We start from the raw sequence: 18,600 nt of genomic DNA on the forward strand, positions 1-18,600 counted from the left end.
CGCCCCGTGACCGATCCGGTCGTTACCCTCCGACTGCAGGCCGACAACAGCAAGCTGTTGCCGGCCACGCGCGAGTCCACGCAGGCGGTCCAGCAGCTGGGCGCTGCCGGGACCGCAGCCGGGCGCCAGGCCGCGGCCGGCGCCCAGGGTATCCGGCAGATTGGCGTCGCCAGCGACCAGGCCTCGCGCAAGGCGTCGGCGATGGCGGCCGTGCTCAACCAGGTCAAGACGGCCGTCGGCGCGGTGGCTGCCGTGCAGGTGATCGCCGGCCTGACCCGGATGGCCGACCAGTACGCCAACATCTCCGGTCGCCTGCGCCTGGCCACGGAAAGCCAGGCGGCGTTCGCGGTGGCCCAGGCGGAGGTCTACGCGATCTCCCAGCGCACCTCCACCGCACTGGAGAGCACCGCGACCCTGTACGCGCGCCTGGCGCAGTCCACCGCCGAATACGGGATCAGCCAGCAGCGGCAGCTGGCCCTGACCGAGACCATCAACAAGACCTTCGCGGTGTCCGGCGCGAGCGCAGTGGCTGCGGCCAACACCATCACCCAGTTCACCCAGGCGCTGGCCGGCGGCGTGCTGCGCGCCGAGGAGTTCAACTCGGTGGTGGAGAACAGCCCGCGCCTGGCCAAGGCGCTGGCCGACGGCCTGGGCATCGGCATGGGCGAGCTGCGCGCCCAGGTCAACGCGGGCCTGATCGACGTGCAGCGGCTGGTACAGGCGCTGGAAAGCCAGTCGGCGGTCATCGCGGCCGAGTTCGAGTCGATGCCGCTCACCGTCGAGCGGGCGATGGTGCAGCTGCGCAACAGCATCACCCAGGCGGCGGGTCAGGCCTCGCAGGACTTCGGCGTCTCCGGCGCGCTGGCCCAGGGCATTGCGTTGCTGGCCAACAATCTGGACGTGCTGGCCACCGCGGCCGGAGTGGTGGCGGTCGCGTTCGGTGGGCGGCTGGTGGCGCAGCTCGCGCTGGCCACCGCGGCCAAGGTGCAGGCGATCGTGCAGTCCAGGCAGCTGGCCGCGGCCGAGCTGCAGGCGGCTCGGGCGGCCGAGGCCGCGGCCGCGGCGCAGCTGCAGGCAGCTCGGGCCGGTGTCGGCGCCGCCGGCAGCCCGGCCGCGGCCGAGGCGAACCTGGCTGCGGCCCAGCTCCGCACTGCCGCAGCGACCCAGGCGGCCTCTATCGCACTGACCGCCAAGGCCGCCGCCATGCGCGCGGTCAACGTGGCCATGGCCGCGTTCGGCGGCCCGGTGGGCCTGGCGGTGACGGCGCTGACCTTGTTCGTCATGTGGGTTACGAACAGCAGCAAGAAGGCCGAGGAGCTGTCCAAGGCGGTCACGGCCGGCTTCCAGCCGGCGATCGACACGCTGGAGAACTTCAACAAGGAGACCGCCAACGCCGGCTTCGCCAATCTGGCCAGCTCGATCCAGACCTTGGAGGAGGCGAAGAAGGAGGTCCAGGCGCTGGCGGACGAGTACGCCCGCATGGAGGCCACCGCCGCATCCGCTGGCACCGGCATGGTGACGCCGGGCTTCCGCCAGGCCATGGAGGAGCAGGCCCAGGCGATCGAAGTGGCGCAGCTGCGCGTGAGCCAGCTGGTGGCCGGCTACGAGCGGGCCGTCGACGTTTCGGCAGACCTGGTGTTGTCCTCCGCCGGGATCACGTCGGCGAACGAGGCCCAGCGGCGCAGCCTGGAACAGCTGCTGGAGCGCACGTCGGGTCAGGGCCAGAAGATCGAGCAGCTCCGTCCGCTCCTGGTGGATTGGGCACGCAAGCAGTACGACGTGGACACCGCCAACCGCGTCGCGGCCGCGAGCTTCGACCAGGTGGCGACTGCGGCAGGCAACTCCGGCAAGGCCATTAAGGACGCGCTGAAGGAGGTCAACGAGGGCCTGGCCCAGCAGATCAACCAGGTGCAGCTGCGGCTGATCGAGCAGACCCAAGGCAAAGCCGCAGCGATGCGGGCCGGCTTCCTTAAGGAGCTAGCCGACCAGGGCATCGACCCGACCAGTGCCGAGGCGCAGGCCCTGCGGACCCAGAATGAGCAGCTGATCGCGCTGACCGCGTCCCTGGACGCCGCTACCCAGGCCACCCGCACCCAGAAGACCGCCGACACCGAAGCCAGTCGCGCCGCCGAGGAGCGCGCCCGCGTCCTCGAGCAGCAGGCCGAGGCCCAGCGCCGCTATGCCGATGAGGCCGCGATCGCCACCGCGGAGATCGCCGGTCCTCTGGCCGTGGCCGAGGCTCAGCGCCAGCAGCGCATCGCCGAGCTGGACCGCGAGCTGGCCGCGCACAACATCACCCAGGCCGCCTACAACGCCCTGGTGGAACAGGCCACCCGGGTGGAACGCGAGCGTGCGGCCGAGGTGGCCCAGGCCCAGGCGGCGCCCCAGGCGCTGCTGGACACCATGTCCGGCGAGCTGCGCATGCTGGGCGCGGTGGGCCTGGAGCGCGAGCGCCTGTACCGTCGCCTGCGCGCCGAAGAGGACATGCGCCAGGCCGTCAACGAGGCCAACCGCGCCGGCGCCAAGATCACCGCCGAGATGACCGCAGAGCTGGTCGACCAGGCGCATGCCTACGCCGACCTGTCGATCGCGCTGGAGGAGCACGTCGCCAACCTCAACGAGTGGGCGGACGTGGCCACCCGCGGCGTGGCCGACTTCGCCGACCTGTTCGCCGACACCCTGTCGGGCATGCGCGACGGCTCGCAGAGCGCGTGGGACGACATCAAGGACATCTTCCGCCGCGGCTGGCGGGACGCGATCCGCACGCTGCTGGAGCAGAGCGTGGTCCGACCGTTCCAGAACGCGCTTCAAAACCTGATCAGCGGCGCTGTGAACGGTGCCATGTCGGGTGCTGGCCAGGGCGGCTGGCTGTCCAGCCTGGCCGGCCTGATCGGCGGCGGCAGCAACCTCACCGGTACCGGCGCGATGGCCGCCAGCGGCGGCTGGGCGGGCGCGTTGGCAGGTGCCGGCTCGATGATGGGCTTCGGCAACAACGTCTCCGGGCTGACCAGCATGGCGGCCGGCGGCGGTGCCAGCGGCGGCGGCAACCTGGGCGCGGTGATCCAGATTGGCGGCAAGGTGTACCAGGCCGTGAGCGGCGGTGGGATCAGCGGCAGCACCATCGCCGGTGCCAGCTATCTGGCCGCGGGCGCCGGCGCGCTGTACGGCTGGAACCAGGGTGGCGACACCGCCGGCAAGATCGGCGGCGCGGCGGCCTACGGCGTGGCCGGCTACTACGGCGCCACGGCCGTGGGCACCGTGGCCGCCGGCTATGCCGCGGCCGGTACGGCCGGCGCGGCCGCGGCCGGCTCTGCGGCCCTGGGCGCGATCCCGGTCGTGGGCTGGATCGCCCTGGCGGCGATCGCCATCGACAAGCTCTCCGGCGGCAAGCTGTTCGGCACCGACTACAAGGCCAAGGAGGTCACCCAGACCATCGGCGTCGGGGCCGAGGGCGGAACCGCCGCGGCCAGCGTGTACGAGGAGGGTCAGAAGTCCCTGTTCCGCGGCAAGAAGCGCCGCACGCGCACCGTGGACGCCGGCGACGAAGCCCGCGAGGCCGCCGACGAGCTGTACAACGCGATCGACGGCGTGGCGCGCTCTGCCGCTGAAACCCTGGGCCTGGCCAGCGTGGACATCATCGCCGGCAGCTTCCAGCAGGTGTCCGACTCCAAGGGCAAGCTGAAACGGTCGTTCTCGACCATCCTGGGCAAGGTCTACGACGAGTCGATCGAGGAGTTCCAGCAGCGCCTGAGCGCCGAGAACGTGATCGCCCAGATCGAGCAGCTGGACGACACCGCCAGCGCGATCGCCGAGCGCTGGCGCTCCAGCGCGACCGAGCTGCTGGACGGCGCGCAGTTCCTGCTGGCTGCCGTGGTCGACTTCAACAACGGCGCCGGCCTGCTCAGCGCCGGCGGCCTGGAGCGGCTGACCGACCTGATCGAGGTGTTGGCCCGCGGCGATGAGACCCTGACCGAGGCCTATCAGCGGGTGATGGCCGGCGCCAGCAACTACGGCAGCATCGCGGCCGCGGCCTACCAGGACGTGGCCACCGCCGGCTTCAGCAACTTCGCCAAGTCGCTCCTGCAGGTGCGCCAGGAAGAGAAGGAGCGCATCCGCGCCCTGCAGGAGCAGGCCAAGGCCCTGCACGGCCTGTCCGCGCGCGAGGAGGACCTGGCCGCGGTGCGCGCCGCCGCCCAGGCCAAGACCGACGCCCTGGTGGCCAGCCTGGAATCGGAGCTGGTCGACCTGGCCCTGAACCGCATCAACGACCAGATCGAGCAACTGGGCGGCGCGGCCGAGGGCGCCAGCAGCAGCATCGAGGCGTTCATCAACAGCCTGCGCCTGAGCGAGCAGCTCTCGCCGGACACCGACGCCACCAAGCGGGTCACCGCCAACGACCTGATGAGCGCCGCGGCGCTCGCCGGCGACGCCGACGCCTTCACCCAGTACGCGCAGCAGTTCCTGGAAGTGTCGCGCCGGCTCAACGCCAGCGCGGCCGGCTACCAGGCCGACTACGACCGCGTGCTGCAGCTGGCCGGCCGCTTCGGCGGCGAGGGCAGCGCCGCCAGCCTGGAGGACCTGTACGCCCAGCGCGCCGCCCTGCAGTCGCAGCAGGAGGCCGCCGCCCGGCTGGAGCGCGCCCAGCGCATCGCCCAGGGCGTGTCCGACCTGGCCGGCGTCAACGGCCGCGACCCGCTGGAGATCCTGCGCAGCGTGACCGGCCTGACCCCGGAGACGCTGGCCGGTGACCTGGGCCTGTCCGTAGGCGAGCTGGGCGACTACCTGGCCGCCCAGCAGACCGACATCGGCGACCTGGCCGACATCCTCTACGAGCTGCCGCGGCGCATCGCCACCGAGCTGGTGACCGTGCTGGCCGACCGCGAGGTGCCCGTCGCGCCGGCCGCCGGCACGGTGCCGACCACCGGCACCCCGGGCGCCTCCTCGAGCAGCGGCGCCACCCTGGGCAACGTCACCGACCCGGCCGCACTGGCCGCGCTGCAGCGCATCGAGGTGCTGCTGCAGCGCCAGGCCAACGCCCAGGAACTGCAGGTGCTGCGATGAGCCGCCCCGTCGTCCTGGTCGACATCGGCGACGCCGCCCTGCCGGCGATCACCCCCGTGGTGCCGGTGCTGGCCAGCTGGGTGCCGCTGGTCTACGTCGCCCCGCCGCCGGCCGCGCCCACGGAACTGTCGGCCGCGCCGGTGGCCGATGGCGTGTTCCTGCAATGGCAGCACCCGGGCGGCCGCGGCATCGAGTTCCGCATCGAGCGCACCGAGGACGTGGAGGGCGACCCGGACGACGAAGCGTGGATCCAGATCGCCGCCACCAGCGAGCTGCGCTACACCGCCACCACCAACGCCAACAGCGTGGACGGGCACTGGTACCGGGTGCGCGCGGTGCGCAACGGCAAGTACAGCGACTACACCGCGCCCATCTACCAGTGGCCCTACGCCAGCAACCCGCCGACCAAGGTGCTGGAGATCCAGGACGGCGGCGTGGTCATCGACTGCCGCTGGACGAAGTTCCAGCTGCTGCTGGACCAGGACGTGGCGGTCACCGCCTTCATCAACGTCCCGCCGACCAAGACGGTGCTGATGTACGTCACCCAGTCGGGCGGCGGCCACCTGCTCACGTTCCCGCCCTACGTGTCCTCGATCAACGGCGTGCCCTATGTGACCTCGCCGGTCGCCGGCTCGATCGACGTGCTGGGCCTGGACACCGACGACCAGGGCCTGAACTGGTCGCTGATCGCCCAGCAGCCGGCCGCCGGCGGCAGCGCGTTCGCGGTGACCGCGTTCCCGAGTCCGGCCTACGAGACCGTCTACTGCAACGGCGTCACGCCGGTGGCGCCCTCGCAGGCCATGACCGCCGAGCAGGTGAACGGCGTTGAGCCGGTGACCTGCGAGTGGACCCGGGTCGACGGCGGCGCCGCGGCCGACTTCCTGGTCGATGACGCCACCTCGGCCTCGCCGGTGTTCTCGATCGCCACCGGCGTCACGAACTACAACGAGACGCAGGCCTGGCGCGTGGTGTTCACCGATGCGCTGGGCCGGCAGGTCAACTCTCTGGTGACGATCCGACTGGAGCGGATCGTGTCCGTAGAGGACATCGCCGCTGGCCTGCTTAACCCCGGGTTCGAGAGCGGCAACACCGGCTGGGACTTCGGCACGAGCGCGACCACCGCCGCCGCGCATCCGTACACCGGCACCCGATCGCTGCAGCTCAACACGGGGTACACCGGCACCAGCGAGAGCATCAACCAGTACCAGGCCACGGTGGCCGAAGGCATGGTGCTGACCGCCCGCTGCATGATCCACCAGGGCGCGTCAGACGCCGGCAAGGCAGGCGGCTACGTGCGGATCAAGTGGTACACCGCCGCGGGCACCTTCATCTCCAACAGCGACGGCAACATCGTCAACAACGGCAGCGGCGGCGCGCAGCACCCATCCACGATCCCGTCGGCGCCCGCGCCGGCCGGCGCAGGCAAGGCGAGGCTGGCGATCGTGCTGTTCCGCACCGCTCAGAACTACGTCATCAACGCCGACGACGCCAGCTGGGGGCGCCTCTCGTGAGCAGCAACCAGCAGGCCGAGGCGTACTACGCGCTGATGCTGGGCGGGATCACGCCGGGCATCTATCTGTCCGGGGAGCTGCCGGACGCAGTGATCGGCGAGGCCTACTCGGCGTCCCTAACTCTGCATGGTGCTACCGGACCGGTGTTTTGGGAGGTCGTCGGTCTTCTCCCCCCGGGGCTGTTCATCGACTCCGCCACGGGTGTGATCAGTGGCGCGCCCGCCGCCGCGTTCCAGATCCTTCCCGTCGACCTGACCGTGATGGTGGGAAGCACTATCGACGTTCCGGTGCAGACCATCGGAGGCTATGGGCCTGCTTCATTCTGCATCGTCGAGGGCAGTCTTCCGTCGGCGCTCAGTCTGGTCGATGGGCGAATCGTAGGGACAGTCGCATGACCACTTACGTGGCCTTGATCAAGGCGGAGGACGCGCTAGGTCGCGTTGCAACGCGCGCCGTCTCCATCACGGTGAATCCTGCCGGTGGTGTGAAGGCGCTTCTGCACTTTGACGGTTCCAATGGCAGCTCCACTGTTCTGGATGACACTGGCCGAACATGGGGCGGATCAGCTGTTCTGAGTACCGCGCAGAGTGTTTTCGGTGGCGCCAGTCTCCGCACCAACGGAACCGTCCGCTCCACTGCTGCATCCGACGATTGGGCCTTCGGAACGGGTGACTTCACGATCGAGTGCTTCGCGCGAATTGATGCCCTCCCGTCGTCGCCGTATTACGTCTCGCCTGTAGGAAACTGGTCCAGCAGCAATGGCTGGTGCATCTTCGTTGGCCCCGCCGGGTCATTGCACCTGAATACAAACGGCACGAGTCTCGGCTCATCCACCGGCTTGATCGCTGCCAATACCTGGTACCACATTGCAGTGACGCGGCAGGCGGGGGTCCTACGTCTGTTCCTCAATGGCGCGCTGGTCGCCTCCGGGACAAATACGCAGAACTTGGCGCGCACCAATGGGCCCAACATCGGCTGCAACCTGGTTACGTCCACGGATTATTGGCGTGGCTACATTGATGAGGTCCGGATCGCTAAGGGCGTGGCGTTGTACACGGCGCCGTTCACGACGCCATCGGGGCCTCACTCGCTATGACCATCATGTTCTCCCGCTTCGCCGCATCACCCATCGGCCCTTCCTTGGTCGCCGAGGACGGCGGCCTGTCGCTGGCCACCACCGACGCCACGAGCCTGGCCAGCGCCGCGCGCAGCGACCTGCCGCACGTCGACGGCGTGCGCGGCGTGGAGTGGACGTTCTGGGGCGAGGACGACCTGCAGGCCACCGTGGGCCTGGTCACCGCGGCCGCCTCGCTGTCGGCGCAGGTGGGCAGCGCCGGCGGCCTGGGCTGGCGGCTGCACAGCGGCGAGGTCGTCGCCGGCGGCGTGGTGGTGGCCAGCGGCCTGCCGGCCGTGGCCAAGGGCGACGTGGTCGGCCTGCGCGTGGATCTGGACGCCGGCACCGTGGCGTTCTACCTCGCCGGCGACGTGGTCCACAGCCGCAGCCTCGCGCTGTCCGGGGATCTGCACTTCGCGGTGTCGCTGGCCAGCACCGCCGCCGGTGGCCTGCGCTGCATCGTCAATGCCGGGCAGTGGCAGGGATTCGCCCCGGCGCTGGCCGGCTGGCCGGTGCCGGCGGCCGAGATCGAGCCCCTGCGCTTGGCCACCGAGCCGTACATGAGCGCGACGGGCGACAGCCCGGCGAATGCCAGCTACCTGGAGCTGGTCGCCGGCGACGGCATCCAGTCGATCGCCGCGGTCAGCTTCTGGCCCTGGGCCGACGGCGGCAGCCGCGGCGCTGCCGCGCAGGTGAAGCTGCAGGACGCCCACGGCGTGCTGGACGACGTGGCCCTGGGCGACGTGCGCGACGTGCCGGTCCGGGTGCGCCTGGTCCAGCAGGGCGAGGCGCTGGCCGGCGCCACGGCGGTCAGCCGGCACATCCTGGAGCGGATCGACATCGAGGACGACGGCCGCAAGACCGCCGTCCTGCGCGACCCGCACGACGACCTAGACGCACCGCTGCACCGGGCCGTGTTCCTGCCCTCGATCAATGACCAGGTGGCCTGGCAGCCGCAGCCGGTGGTCATTGGCGCGGTGCGCAGCGCGCCGATGGTGCCGGTGAACAGCGACGGCAGCGTGCAGTGGATCTCCGACGCGCCGCTGGCCAGCGTGGACCGGGTGCTGGACCGCGGCGCGGAGATCCTCGCCGGCGACGGCTACACCCTAGTGGCCGGTGGCCAGCAACTCGCGTTCGACGCCACCCCGGTCGGGCCGCTGATCGCCGATGTGTCCAGCATCGGCGCCGGCATGGCGCCGGCCACGCTCGAACAGGCGTTGACCGAGGTTTTCCGGCGCATCAACAAGGCCGCGTGGTCGTCGGCCGACGCCGCGGCAATCGACACCGCCACCGGCTACGCCGGCGTGGGCTACTACGCCGGCGACGGCGGCACCCCGCGCCAGGCCCTGGCCGCGCTGCTGGCCAGCTACACGGCGGACTGGTGGCAGGACGGCGACGGCGTGCTGCGCATCGCGCGCCTGGTCGACCCGGACACGCTCGCCGAGGCGTTCGAGCTGGACTGGACCGCCCTGGACGCCGACTTGGTCGTGCAGCCGGACCTGGCCCCGGGCCTGAGCCGGCGCATGGCCTACCAGCCCAACGCCTACCCGCTGGCCACCGGCGACATGATCACCGACCTGGAGCAGCTGCCGCCGGCGATGCGCCAGCAGCTGGCCGGCGAGTACCGCGGCCAGGTGTACGCCGGCGGCCCGCTGGCCAGCCGCTACGTGCGCGCCGAGGCCGCCGCGCCGATGCTGAGCCGGTTCGACCGCCGCGCCGACGCCCAGGCCGAGATCGACCGCGTGATCGCCCTGTACGCCGTGCCGAGGAATTTCTACATCGGCCGGGTCCGCGGCCGCACCGACCTGCAGTTCCGCCCCGGCCAGGTCATCCGCATCACCTACGGCCGCTACGGCCTGGCCGCCGGCCGCAAAGTGCTGGTCGCCAGCGCGATCGGCAACCCGGTCACCGGCGAGCACACCGTCAAGTTCTGGGGAGCCTGAGCATGCTGATCGGATACGGCCAGCCGGCCGGCATCACCGCCACCGTCAACGGCGCGGCCGTCGTCAACGCCGCCGCCCTGGTCGACGGCCACCCCGCCAGCATCGCCCGCATCAGCGGCGGCACCGGCAGCGCCAACCTGCGCGCCGACTGGGCCGGCGCCGCGCCCATCCGCATCGTCGGTGCCCTGGGTCTGACCTGCGCCGCCGGCACCACGCTGACGCTCACCGGCAAGCGCAGCGGCGACAGCGGCTATCCCTACGCCCTGGGCGGCAACGCCGCGACCCAGACCGTGGTCGAACTGCCCGACGGCAGCCGCGCCGCGTGGTTCGTCCTGCCGGCCGACAACACGCCCCTGGTCGGCCTGCAGCTGACGGTCGGCGCCGGCGCGTTCGACGCCGGCGAGCTGGTGGTGATGCGCGGGGTGGAGGTGGCCATCAAGGGCGACTGGGAGATCGAGCGCGTGGACCCTAGCCTGGTGTCCCGCACGATCGCCAGCGGTCTGCACACCGTGGCCCGGCGCACCTACCGTCGCCTCAAGGTCGGTTTCACTCCCGATGGCCTGGCGCAGGCACGGGCCGCAGGCCTGGCCAACGGCATGAGCTGGGAGACGTTGGGCGTGGCGGTGACCGGCGCGGCGCGGGCGATCGCGGTGCCGCGCTGGAAGACGCTGGCGGCCGAGATCGACGCAGCCGAGCTGCACCGGACCGCTGTCTATGGCCGGGCGGCCGCGGGTGCGATGGGCCACCTCGGGGCGGACTACTATGGCGTCGCCTGGTCTTTCGAAGAGGTGCCGCCGCTTTGAGCCGGCTGCTGCGCAAAGTCCACGTAGCCCTGCACGTAGAGGATCATCTGCGCGCAGAGGTTCAAGGCTTCGTAGACCGGGAGAAAGCCAGCCACCTCTTGGCCCTCCAAGTCGATGGAAATGGTGAACCGCTTCCAGGTCACCGGAAGTCCTCGGCTGTTGCTCCTGAAGTCCCAGCGCCCGTTGTGACTGTGGGCGTTCCGAATATGCCAAGCGAAGTTGAACCAGGGCTGGTCGCGCAACTGTTCCCACTCTCCTACGGCGATAGCGTATCGCTTTGTCGCTTCGTAGCTATCGCAGATCATCTTGCCGGTGACCAGTTCGATCATCGCGTCGGCCGAGGCCTGCGCCACTTGCCTCTCGTAACTGATGCGCCGGTAGCTCCCGTCGCCGTGGGGGCGCTCCTCCCCCCTACGGGTAGCCTTGAATCCCTTCTCGCTGATCCAGAACTGGTAGTTAGCGATCAACCCGCCGTGTTCCTCATCGGTGAGAAGCGCATATGCCGCGGCAGCGACGTGGAAAACGTTCCTGGCATTCATGAGCGCGGCGTCTGCCGCTGCCCTGGCTTCTTCTGGGGTCTGCATGCTGGCGCCGATCCTGGTGTTCCCACCTCTATGGGGGCGACCCGACCGAATTGAAACAGGGCGACGGGCCGATGCCGGCAAGCATCGACCCGCCACCGCAACACACGCGAATCAGCCGCGTGGCATTGGCCAAGACCCTGCGCTCCCGCGAGAGCCCGGACAGCTTGGCCACCGACTATCGCAAAGGCTGAGACACGTTGAAAACCAAGACCCTGATCCCCTGGCCAGGCGGAAAGAGCCGCCTCGCCGCCCAGCTGCTCCCGCTCTTTGACAACACGCACAAGACCTACGTGGAGCCGTTCGCAGGCGCCGCGGCGATGCTGTTCCTCCGGCCCGAGCCGGCCAAGGTCGAGGTGCTGAACGACGCCCAGCGCGACCTGATCACGCTGTACCGGGTGGTGCAGCACCATCTTGATGAGTTCGTCCGGCAATTCCGATGGCAGCTGGTGGCGCGGGACGAGTTCCAGCGCCTCCTGCAAGCCGAGCCGGACACGCTGACCGACATCCAGCGCGCCGCCCGCTTTTTCTACCTCCAGAAGACCTGCTTCGGCGGCAAGGTGCGGGGGCGCCAGTTCGGAGTGGACCCGGGCAGCCCGGCCAGGCTGAACCTGCTGCGCCTCGAGGAGGATCTAAGCGACGCCTACCTGCGGCTCTCCAGGGTGGTGATCGAGAACCTAGACTGGCAGGCCTGCATGCAGCGGTACGACACGCCGGCCACGTTCTTCTTCGCCGACCCGCCGTACTGGCAGACCGAGGGCTACGGCAACCCGTTCGGCCTGGACCAGTACCAGGCCCTGGCGGAGGTCATGCGTCGGGCCAAAGGCCGGGTGCTGGTGACCATCAACGACCACCCGGACATGCGGGAGGTGTTCGCGGGTTTCCGGCTCAAGCGCCTGGCCACGACCTACACGATCGGTCGCAGCGCGGCGAGCAAGGGACAGCGGCGGTACGAGCTGGCTGTGAGGAGCTGGTAGCGAGGACTTTCGCAGCCCCAGAGACGGTTGCCGGCTACCCTCGCGGCATGCGCCTGCTGATTGCCAGAACCCACCCCGGGACCGAGTACGAAGCTGCGGCAGGTATGCCGCACGAAGGGCCGGGTGGCCACGGAGACCAATCGTATTCCTGGGGCATCGAGCCAGGCCGCTTTCCGGGGCTTCTGTACCGGGCGCAGTGGGGGAAGCCGGTCCGGGGTTCGTTGGAGTGGCGGGCGGGGCGGCCGATCCTGTGGGATGTGGACTTGGCTCAGGCGGCACCAACTGAGGCAGTCGCCGTCCTGGCCAGCGGCTTCCACCTGGTCAGCACGAGGCGCCCTTGGCGCTACTACGAGCCCCCGGGTGGGGAGCTGATGTTTCTCGCCGGCTTGGGGTCCGGCCGGGACTTCTCGGTTCTAGCCCGCCACAACCCAGACGGCGGGTTTCCGGTGGTCCTCCCACCCGAGAGGGTGCTGGACTGGGTAATGGGCGGCCCGCCGGGTCTGGACGGCCTGGCGGCGCTGCCATCTCTGGGGCCGGAGCTGTTCCGGTCGTGGCCGGTGGCGGACCCGACGCTGATCGAGGACGGTCCGGAGCGGCTTAGACCCCTGCTCGAAGGGCCCTAGAACGCGGTTTTGGGCCTTGTGCAGACCATGTGGCAGGCCTGAGCAAACCATGCGGCGCCTTACAAAGAGCGGAAGCATCCGAAGCGGTGAACTCCACACCCGCAGAGGCCGTCGTGCCTTGGGTCTGCGGTGCAAGTGGCACAGGGACGTGCCACGGCCGCGCGTTGCGGGCAGGACGCCCGCCCGCGCGGTGCACCGCAGACCCAAGACACGGCGGCCCAGACCGGAGCCGGCGCTTTTGCTTCAATCCAACCGGCATATTGCTCAGCCCGAAGCCGGCGCCTTTGCTTCAAAGCAACACAGACAGCGCGGCGGCTTTCACCCCAACATCACAGGCAAACGCTGACCGCTACACTGTGCGCCCCCATCCCCGCGCCGCTGCCGCCATGGTCCGTATCGGAACCCCGCTGTCCCCGCACGCCACCCGCGTCCTGCTGCTCGGCTCGGGCGAACTGGGCAAGGAAGTGGCCATCGAGCTGCAACGCCTGGGCGTGGAAGTGGTCGCCGCCGACCGCTACGCCGACGCACCGGCGATGCAGGTCGCCCACCGCAGCCACGTGCTGGACATGCTCGACACCTTCGCCCTGCGCGAGCTGATCGCGCGCGAGCAGCCGGACCTGATCGTCCCCGAGATCGAGGCCATCCACACCGAGACCCTGGTCCAGCTGGAGAAGGAGCACGGCCAGAAGGTGATCCCCACCGCCCGCGCCGCGCGCCTGACCATGGACCGCGAGGGCATCCGCCGCCTGGCCGCCGAGACCCTGGGCGTGCCGACCTCGCCCTACCGCTTCGTCGACACCCTCGAGGAATACCACGCGGCGATCGCCGCGGTCGGCCTGCCGTGCGTGGTCAAGCCGGTGATGTCGTCCTCGGGCAAGGGCCAGAGCACCGTGCGCGACCCAGGCCAGGCCGACGCGGCCTGGGAATACGCCCAGACCGGCGGCCGCGCCGGCGCCGGCCGCTGCATCGTCGAGGGCTTCATCGACTTCGACTACGAGATCACCCTGCTGACCGTGCGCCACGCCGGCGGCACCTCGTTCTGCGAGCCGATCGGCCACCTGCAGCGCGACGGCGACTACCGCGAGAGCTGGCAGCCGCAGCCGATGTCGCCGCTGGCGCTGGAGCGCGCGCAGCGGATCGCCCGCGCGATCACCGACGACCTCGGCGGCTGGGGCGTGTTCGGGGTGGAGTTGTTCGTGAAGGACGACCAGGTCTGGTTCTCGGAAGTGTCGCCGCGGCCGCACGACACCGGCCTGGTCACCCTGGTCTCGCAGGACCTGCCGCAGTTCGCCCTGCATGCGCGCGCGATCCTGGGCCTGCCGGTCGGAGCGGGCGAGGGCGGCACGATCCGCCAGAACGGCCCGTCGGCCTCGTGCGCGCTGCTGGCGCACGGCCACGGCGTGCCGGTGTTCTCCAACGTCGGTGCGGCCCTGCAGGCGCCGGACACCGCCCTGCGCCTGTTCGGCAAGCCGAAGGTGGAAGGCCAGCGCCGGGTCGGTGTGACCCTGGCGCGCGGCGCCGACGTAGACGCGGCGCGCACGGTGGCGCGCGCGGCGGCCGAGGCGATCGGGATCGAACTGCGCGCGGACTGAGTCCGCGCGTTTTCCCGCCTACGGTTCCAGGTCCACCCACACCAGGTGGTGGTCGCTGGCGTCGGCGATGGCCGCGTCCGGGTCGCCCGATGCCGGCCAGAACACGCCCTGGCCGTGCAGGACGAAGCCGGTGGACGGCAGCACGTAGTCCAGCCGCATCGCCCCGGCGCGCGGGCCGAAGTCGCCGGTGACGTGCTCCGGCGCGCCGCGGTGGGCGATCCCCTTGGCCGCATAGGCGCGCGCGGTCTCGGCGCCGCCCGCCGAGCGCGGGGTGGCCATGCGCAGCACCCGCGGATGCTCGAGCAGTCCGACGATGGCCTCGTGGTGGCCGTCGCCGTCAACCGGGTCGTTGTTGAGGTCGCCGGCGATCACGAAGCGGGCATCGGCGGCCAGTCCGCCGCAGCGGCCGGCGTCGTCGCACAGCCAGGGCTTGTCGCCCGGCGTGAGGTATTCCTGCCACAGCCGGATCTCGTCGGCGTTGCGCGCGCCGTTGCGGTCCTCCGGACCGTCGAACACCGGCGGGGTCGGGTGCGAGACCAGGAAGTGCACGGTGCCGCCCGGCGTGCGCACCGGCACGTCCCAGTGCGACTTGGACGACAGCCGCAGCTGCCGCCACACCGCGTCGGCGTGCCAGGGCGCGCCGGTGGCCGGGTCGAGCGGGCGCCGTGCGCCGGGCATCGTCGCCCAGCGCAGGAGGCGGAAGCTGCGCACTTGGCCGGCGTCGATCGGATGCTGCGACAGCACCAGCATCCCGTACTGGCCCGGGTGCAGGCCGTAGCCCCAGGCGTCGTTGCCGCGGTCGCGCCCTTCGCCGCCGATCGTGCCGTTGCGGTCCAGGTCCAGGCCGCTGGGCACGCCGGTGTTCACTTCGGCCAGGTAGCGGTAGGGATAGCGCAGGGGCTCGCCGCCGCCGGGCTGGGCCTGTTCCAGGTAATCGCGCTGGAACAGGTCGGCGGCGCGGTGCGCGGGGTCGTAGTCGAACTCGTTGAGCAGGACCAGGTCCGGGCGCACGCGCTGCAAAACCGCGGCGATCTTGCGCGCGCCGGCGTCGCCGGCCTGCAGGCGGGCGACCAGGCCGCCCTCGGCCTCGGCGTACAGCGAGGTGTTGTAGGTGGCCACGCGCAGGCGGGCCGGCGTATCGGCAGCGGGCGTGGGGACCGGTACGGGGCCGGCGCAGGCGGAAAGGATCAAGGCGAGGGTGGGGGCGAGGGCCGGGAACAGGGCGCGGAGGCGGATGTGCATGGCCGCGATTCTGGCACGTGGCGATGACGGCGCGGCGTCGGCGCCGATGCGCATCGCGGCCGTATCGATGATCTACCGGGAATGCGGGAACGGCCGCCAGCGCCGGCCGTCGAAGGCTTCCAGCGGATGGAAGCGGCGCTTGTAGTCCATCTTGGCGTGGCCGTCGATCCAGTAGCCCAGGTACAGGTGGCGCAGGCCTTCGCGCCGGGCCCATTCGAGCTGGCGCAGGACCGCCAGCGTGCCCAGCCCGCGCGCGTGCAGTTCCGGTTCGTAGAAGGTGTAGACCGCCGACAGTCCGGTGGGGATGCGATCGGTGACCGCCACCGCCAGCAAGGGGCCGGGCGCGTCCGCGGTGGCCGGTGCGCGCAGTTCCAGGAAGCGGGTGTCGGACCAGGCGCCGACCAGGAACTGGTCGAACTCGGCGGTGCCGTGCCCGTCCATGCCGCCGTCGCGGTGGCGTGCTTCCAGGTAGCGCTGGTACAGGGCGAAATGCTCGGGCGTGCGCCGCGCCGGCACGATCCGCGCCTCGACCTCCGCGTTGCGCGCCAGGCAGCGGCGCTGGCTGCGGTCGGGCACGAACTCGGCCACCGGAATGCGCACCGCCACGCAGGCGCGGCAGTGCGCGCAGTGCGGGCGGTAGACGATGTCGCCGGAGCGGCGAAAGCCCCAGTCCAGCGCCTGAGGATAGATGTGGGGCAGGCGCGGGTCGCGCGGGTCGAGCACCAGGTCGCGCGCGTCGCGCTCGGGCCAGTAGCCGCAGGCATGGCCTCCGGTCTGGAACAGGCGCAGGTCGTCGGTGGGAGAGGAGTCGTGGCCCATGGCAGGTGGCGTCGACGGTCGCCCGCAGCATACCCCCGCCGTGTCTCGCTGCACGCGACCAGGCCTGCGCCGCCGCCGGCTGGCGGCTGAACGCGGCTCCCGGACGGTCAACGCCGTCGCCGGCGCGGCGTTTTCCCCTGCGTGGTTACCAAGCCCACGACGACCCGGAGAACACCGTGAAGAAGACCCCTTTCCTGATCGCCACCGCCCTGCTGGCCGTCACCGCCGGAGCCGCCCTGGCGCAGTCCAATACTCCGACGCCCGCCGCGCCTGCGACCCCGGCGCACAAGCCGCTGGACGCCAACAAGGACGGCGTGATCGAACGTGGCGAGGCGGCCGCGTTCCCGCGCCTGGCCGAGCGTTTCGACACCCTGGACAAGAACCGCGACGGCAAGCTCGACCGCGGGGAACTGCCGCGCCGTCCGCACGGCGACCGTGGCCGCCACGGCCCGGGGCATCGCGGCGGCTTCGGCGGCCCGGACGGCCCCGGGTTCGCCGGTGCCGACAAGGACGGCGACGGCCGGATCAGCAAGGCCGAGGCCACCGCGGCGGCGGCCGAGCGCTTCGATCGCATGGATGCGAACAAGGACGGCTTCGTCGACCGCGCCGACCGCGAGCTGGCTTCGCAGCAGCGTCGCGACGCCCGCTTCAAGGCGCTGGACAGCAACGGCGACGGCAGCCTGAGCCGGGCCGAGTACGACGCGGCCCAGGCCCGTCATGGCGGGCCGCGCGGCGAGCGCCGTGGCGGCGGCGGCCGCGGTCCGGCGGCGACCCAGGGCGCGGCGGCGAAGTAAGCACGCCTGCGTTCCCCTGCCGCCGCGTGGCGGCAGGGATCGGGCGGTTTCAGCCGGCCGGCGGAGGGGAGATGCGCACGCGCACCTCTTCTTCGTCGGCCTTTTCGTCGGCCGGTGCCGCCGGCTGCGCGGTCGGCGCCGGTGCCGATGCCGGCACCACGGGCGCGGCCGGGTGCGGCTTGCGTCCCAGCCAGATGAACACCGCCACGCCGGCGATCACCAGCAGCAGGACCAGGCGCAGGCGCCAGGCCCAGCGTCCGCCGCGCGGCGCGTCGAAGCGCGAGGGCAGGGCCTCGGTCGCCGGCTGCGGCAGGTCGGCATAGGAACGGGTGGTGGTCATCAGCCCGTGCTGGCGCAGCAGTTCGCGCGCGCGCGGCTGGTCTTCGGGAATGCGCACCCAGACCGCCGGCTGCTGCTTCACCGGCACCGGCTCGGCATAGCTGAACTGGCCGCTGCGGCGGCTGCGGTAGGAGCGCGGCTGGCTGATGTGGACGGGGATGCCCGCCTCCTCCAGCAGCCGGGCCACGCCTTCCACGGTTTCCAGCCGCTGGCTGGTGAAGATCTGGCGCATCGTCGGTTCAGTCCTGTGCGGGCACCAGGCGCGCGCTGCCGGCGTCGGGCACCACCCGGATCAGGCCTTCCTGGGCGGTGCTGGCCACCAGCCGGCCGGCGCGGTCGAACACCTGGCCGCGGGCCAGGCCGCGCGAGCCCTGGCTGCTGGGGCTGTCGAGCGAGTACAGCAGCCATTCGTCGGCGCGGAACGGGCGGTGGAACCACAGCGCGTGGTCGAGCGAGGCCATCTGCACGTTGGGGGTGTAGTAGCTGATCCCGTGCGGGAAGGTCGCGGTGCCCAGCAGGTGGAAGTCGGAGGCATAGGCCAGCAGGGCCTGGTGCAGTTCGGCGGGGATCTCGCCCACGCTCTCGCGCAGGCGGAACCAGACGTGCTGGTAGGGCGGGCGCTTGGGCGGGTTGAGCTCGTCTCGGGGGTAGACGTGGCGGAACTCGAACGGGCCACCCCGCGAGAGCCAGCGCTGGACCTTGGTCGGCAGGGTGGCCATCACCTCGGGCGGCACCGGTAGTGCGGGGGCGATGTCCTCGGGCTGCGGGACGTCGGGCATCTTCAGCTGGTGCTCGGCGCCGGGTTCGTCGTCCTGGAACGAGGCGGCGCAGAAGAAGATCACCTTGCCGTGCTGGATCGCGGTGACCCGGCGCACGGAAAAGCTGCCGCCGTCGCGGGTGCGGTCGACGTCGTAGACGATGGGGTGGTCGATGTCGCCGGCGCGCAGGAAGTAGGCGTGCAGTGAATGGGCGTGGCGGCCGTTGTCGAGGGTGGCCTGGGCGGCGGCCAGGGCCTGGCCCAGCACCTGCCCGCCGAACACGTACTTGGTGCCGATGTCGCGGCTCTGGCCACGGAACAGGTTGTCCTCGAGCCGCTCCAGGGCGAGCAGGTCGATCAGTTCGGAAACCACGGGGCCGAGGGCGGGGGACACGGGCGGGCCAGGCGGGAAGCGGGCGGCGATTATACCGGGCCCTTTGTAGG

At 71.2% G+C, this 18,600-nt stretch carries 14 protein-coding genes; 9 read left to right on the forward strand and 5 right to left on the reverse strand.

What is annotated here, in order from left to right; translation table 11 throughout:
* Nucleotides 1-6: 6 nt before the first annotated feature.
* From CSC62_RS14265 to CSC62_RS18210, 6 genes are read left to right on the forward strand one after another with little or no spacing between them, the layout of a single operon-like run.
* Nucleotides 7-5,061 (forward strand): tape measure protein, encoded by a 5,055-nt coding sequence (locus tag CSC62_RS14265; protein ID WP_162407357.1) that lies wholly within the window; start codon nt 7-9, stop codon nt 5,059-5,061.
* Nucleotides 5,058-6,572, forward strand: a complete 1,515-nt coding sequence (locus tag CSC62_RS14270; RefSeq protein ID WP_162407358.1) for a hypothetical protein — start codon at nt 5,058-5,060, stop codon at nt 6,570-6,572. The genes CSC62_RS14265 and CSC62_RS14270 overlap by 4 nt, the downstream gene beginning before the upstream one ends.
* Complete coding sequence (locus CSC62_RS14275) at nt 6,569-6,967, forward strand: putative Ig domain-containing protein (RefSeq protein ID WP_162407359.1); 399 nt, start codon at nt 6,569-6,571, stop codon at nt 6,965-6,967. The genes CSC62_RS14270 and CSC62_RS14275 overlap by 4 nt, the downstream gene beginning before the upstream one ends.
* Complete coding sequence (locus CSC62_RS14280; RefSeq protein WP_162407360.1) at nt 6,964-7,668, forward strand: LamG domain-containing protein; 705 nt, start codon at nt 6,964-6,966, stop codon at nt 7,666-7,668. Before CSC62_RS14275 ends, CSC62_RS14280 begins: the two co-directional genes overlap by 4 nt.
* Nucleotides 7,665-9,629 carry an SPRY domain-containing protein gene (locus CSC62_RS18205; RefSeq protein WP_162407361.1) on the forward strand — a complete coding sequence of 655 codons (1,965 nt, stop codon included), beginning with the start codon at nt 7,665-7,667 and terminating at the stop codon, nt 9,627-9,629. Before CSC62_RS14280 ends, CSC62_RS18205 begins: the two co-directional genes overlap by 4 nt.
* A 2-nt stretch (nt 9,630-9,631) precedes the next feature.
* Nucleotides 9,632-10,432, forward strand: coding sequence for a hypothetical protein (locus CSC62_RS18210; RefSeq protein ID WP_162407362.1), 801 nt, complete (start codon nt 9,632-9,634; stop codon nt 10,430-10,432).
* Here CSC62_RS18210 and CSC62_RS14295 read toward each other — a convergent pair.
* Nucleotides 10,390-11,016, reverse strand: a complete 627-nt coding sequence (locus tag CSC62_RS14295; RefSeq protein ID WP_162407363.1) for a hypothetical protein — start codon at nt 11,014-11,016, stop codon at nt 10,390-10,392. The genes CSC62_RS18210 and CSC62_RS14295 overlap by 43 nt on opposite strands.
* A 197-nt stretch (nt 11,017-11,213) precedes the next feature.
* Here CSC62_RS14295 and CSC62_RS14300 point away from each other — a divergent pair, with 197 nt between their 5' ends.
* The gene (locus CSC62_RS14300; protein WP_162407364.1) at nt 11,214-11,990 is read left to right on the forward strand and encodes a DNA adenine methylase; all 777 of its coding nucleotides are present in this window, start codon (nt 11,214-11,216) and stop codon (nt 11,988-11,990) included.
* 1,009 nt (nt 11,991-12,999) lie between these two features.
* The gene (gene purT / locus CSC62_RS14305) at nt 13,000-14,205 is read left to right on the forward strand and encodes a formate-dependent phosphoribosylglycinamide formyltransferase (RefSeq protein WP_162407365.1); all 1,206 of its coding nucleotides are present in this window, start codon (nt 13,000-13,002) and stop codon (nt 14,203-14,205) included.
* 18 nt (nt 14,206-14,223) lie between these two features.
* On the opposite strand, the gene CSC62_RS14310 is transcribed toward purT, so the two are convergent.
* Nucleotides 14,224-15,447, reverse strand: a complete 1,224-nt coding sequence (locus CSC62_RS14310; RefSeq protein WP_162407366.1) for an endonuclease/exonuclease/phosphatase family protein — start codon at nt 15,445-15,447, stop codon at nt 14,224-14,226.
* A gap of 72 nt (nt 15,448-15,519) precedes the next feature.
* On the reverse strand, nt 15,520-16,266 hold the full coding sequence (locus CSC62_RS14315) for an arginyltransferase (RefSeq protein ID WP_162407367.1): 747 nt from the start codon (nt 16,264-16,266) through the stop codon (nt 15,520-15,522).
* 176 nt (nt 16,267-16,442) lie between these two features.
* Here CSC62_RS14315 and CSC62_RS14320 point away from each other — a divergent pair, with 176 nt between their 5' ends.
* The gene (locus tag CSC62_RS14320) at nt 16,443-17,060 is read left to right on the forward strand and encodes an EF-hand domain-containing protein (protein WP_162407368.1); all 618 of its coding nucleotides are present in this window, start codon (nt 16,443-16,445) and stop codon (nt 17,058-17,060) included.
* A gap of 49 nt (nt 17,061-17,109) precedes the next feature.
* Here CSC62_RS14320 and CSC62_RS14325 read toward each other — a convergent pair whose 3' ends face one another.
* The gene (locus CSC62_RS14325) at nt 17,110-17,631 is read right to left on the reverse strand and encodes a hypothetical protein (protein WP_162407369.1); all 522 of its coding nucleotides are present in this window, start codon (nt 17,629-17,631) and stop codon (nt 17,110-17,112) included.
* A gap of 7 nt (nt 17,632-17,638) precedes the next feature.
* Entirely contained in the window at nt 17,639-18,550 is a 912-nt protein-coding gene (gene tesB, locus CSC62_RS14330) for an acyl-CoA thioesterase II (RefSeq protein WP_162407370.1), read from the reverse strand.
* Nucleotides 18,551-18,600: the final 50 nt, after the last annotated feature.

The sequence above is a fragment of the Pseudoxanthomonas jiangsuensis genome, from assembly GCF_010093185.1.
GTDB lineage: Bacteria > Pseudomonadota > Gammaproteobacteria > Xanthomonadales > Xanthomonadaceae > Pseudoxanthomonas > Pseudoxanthomonas jiangsuensis.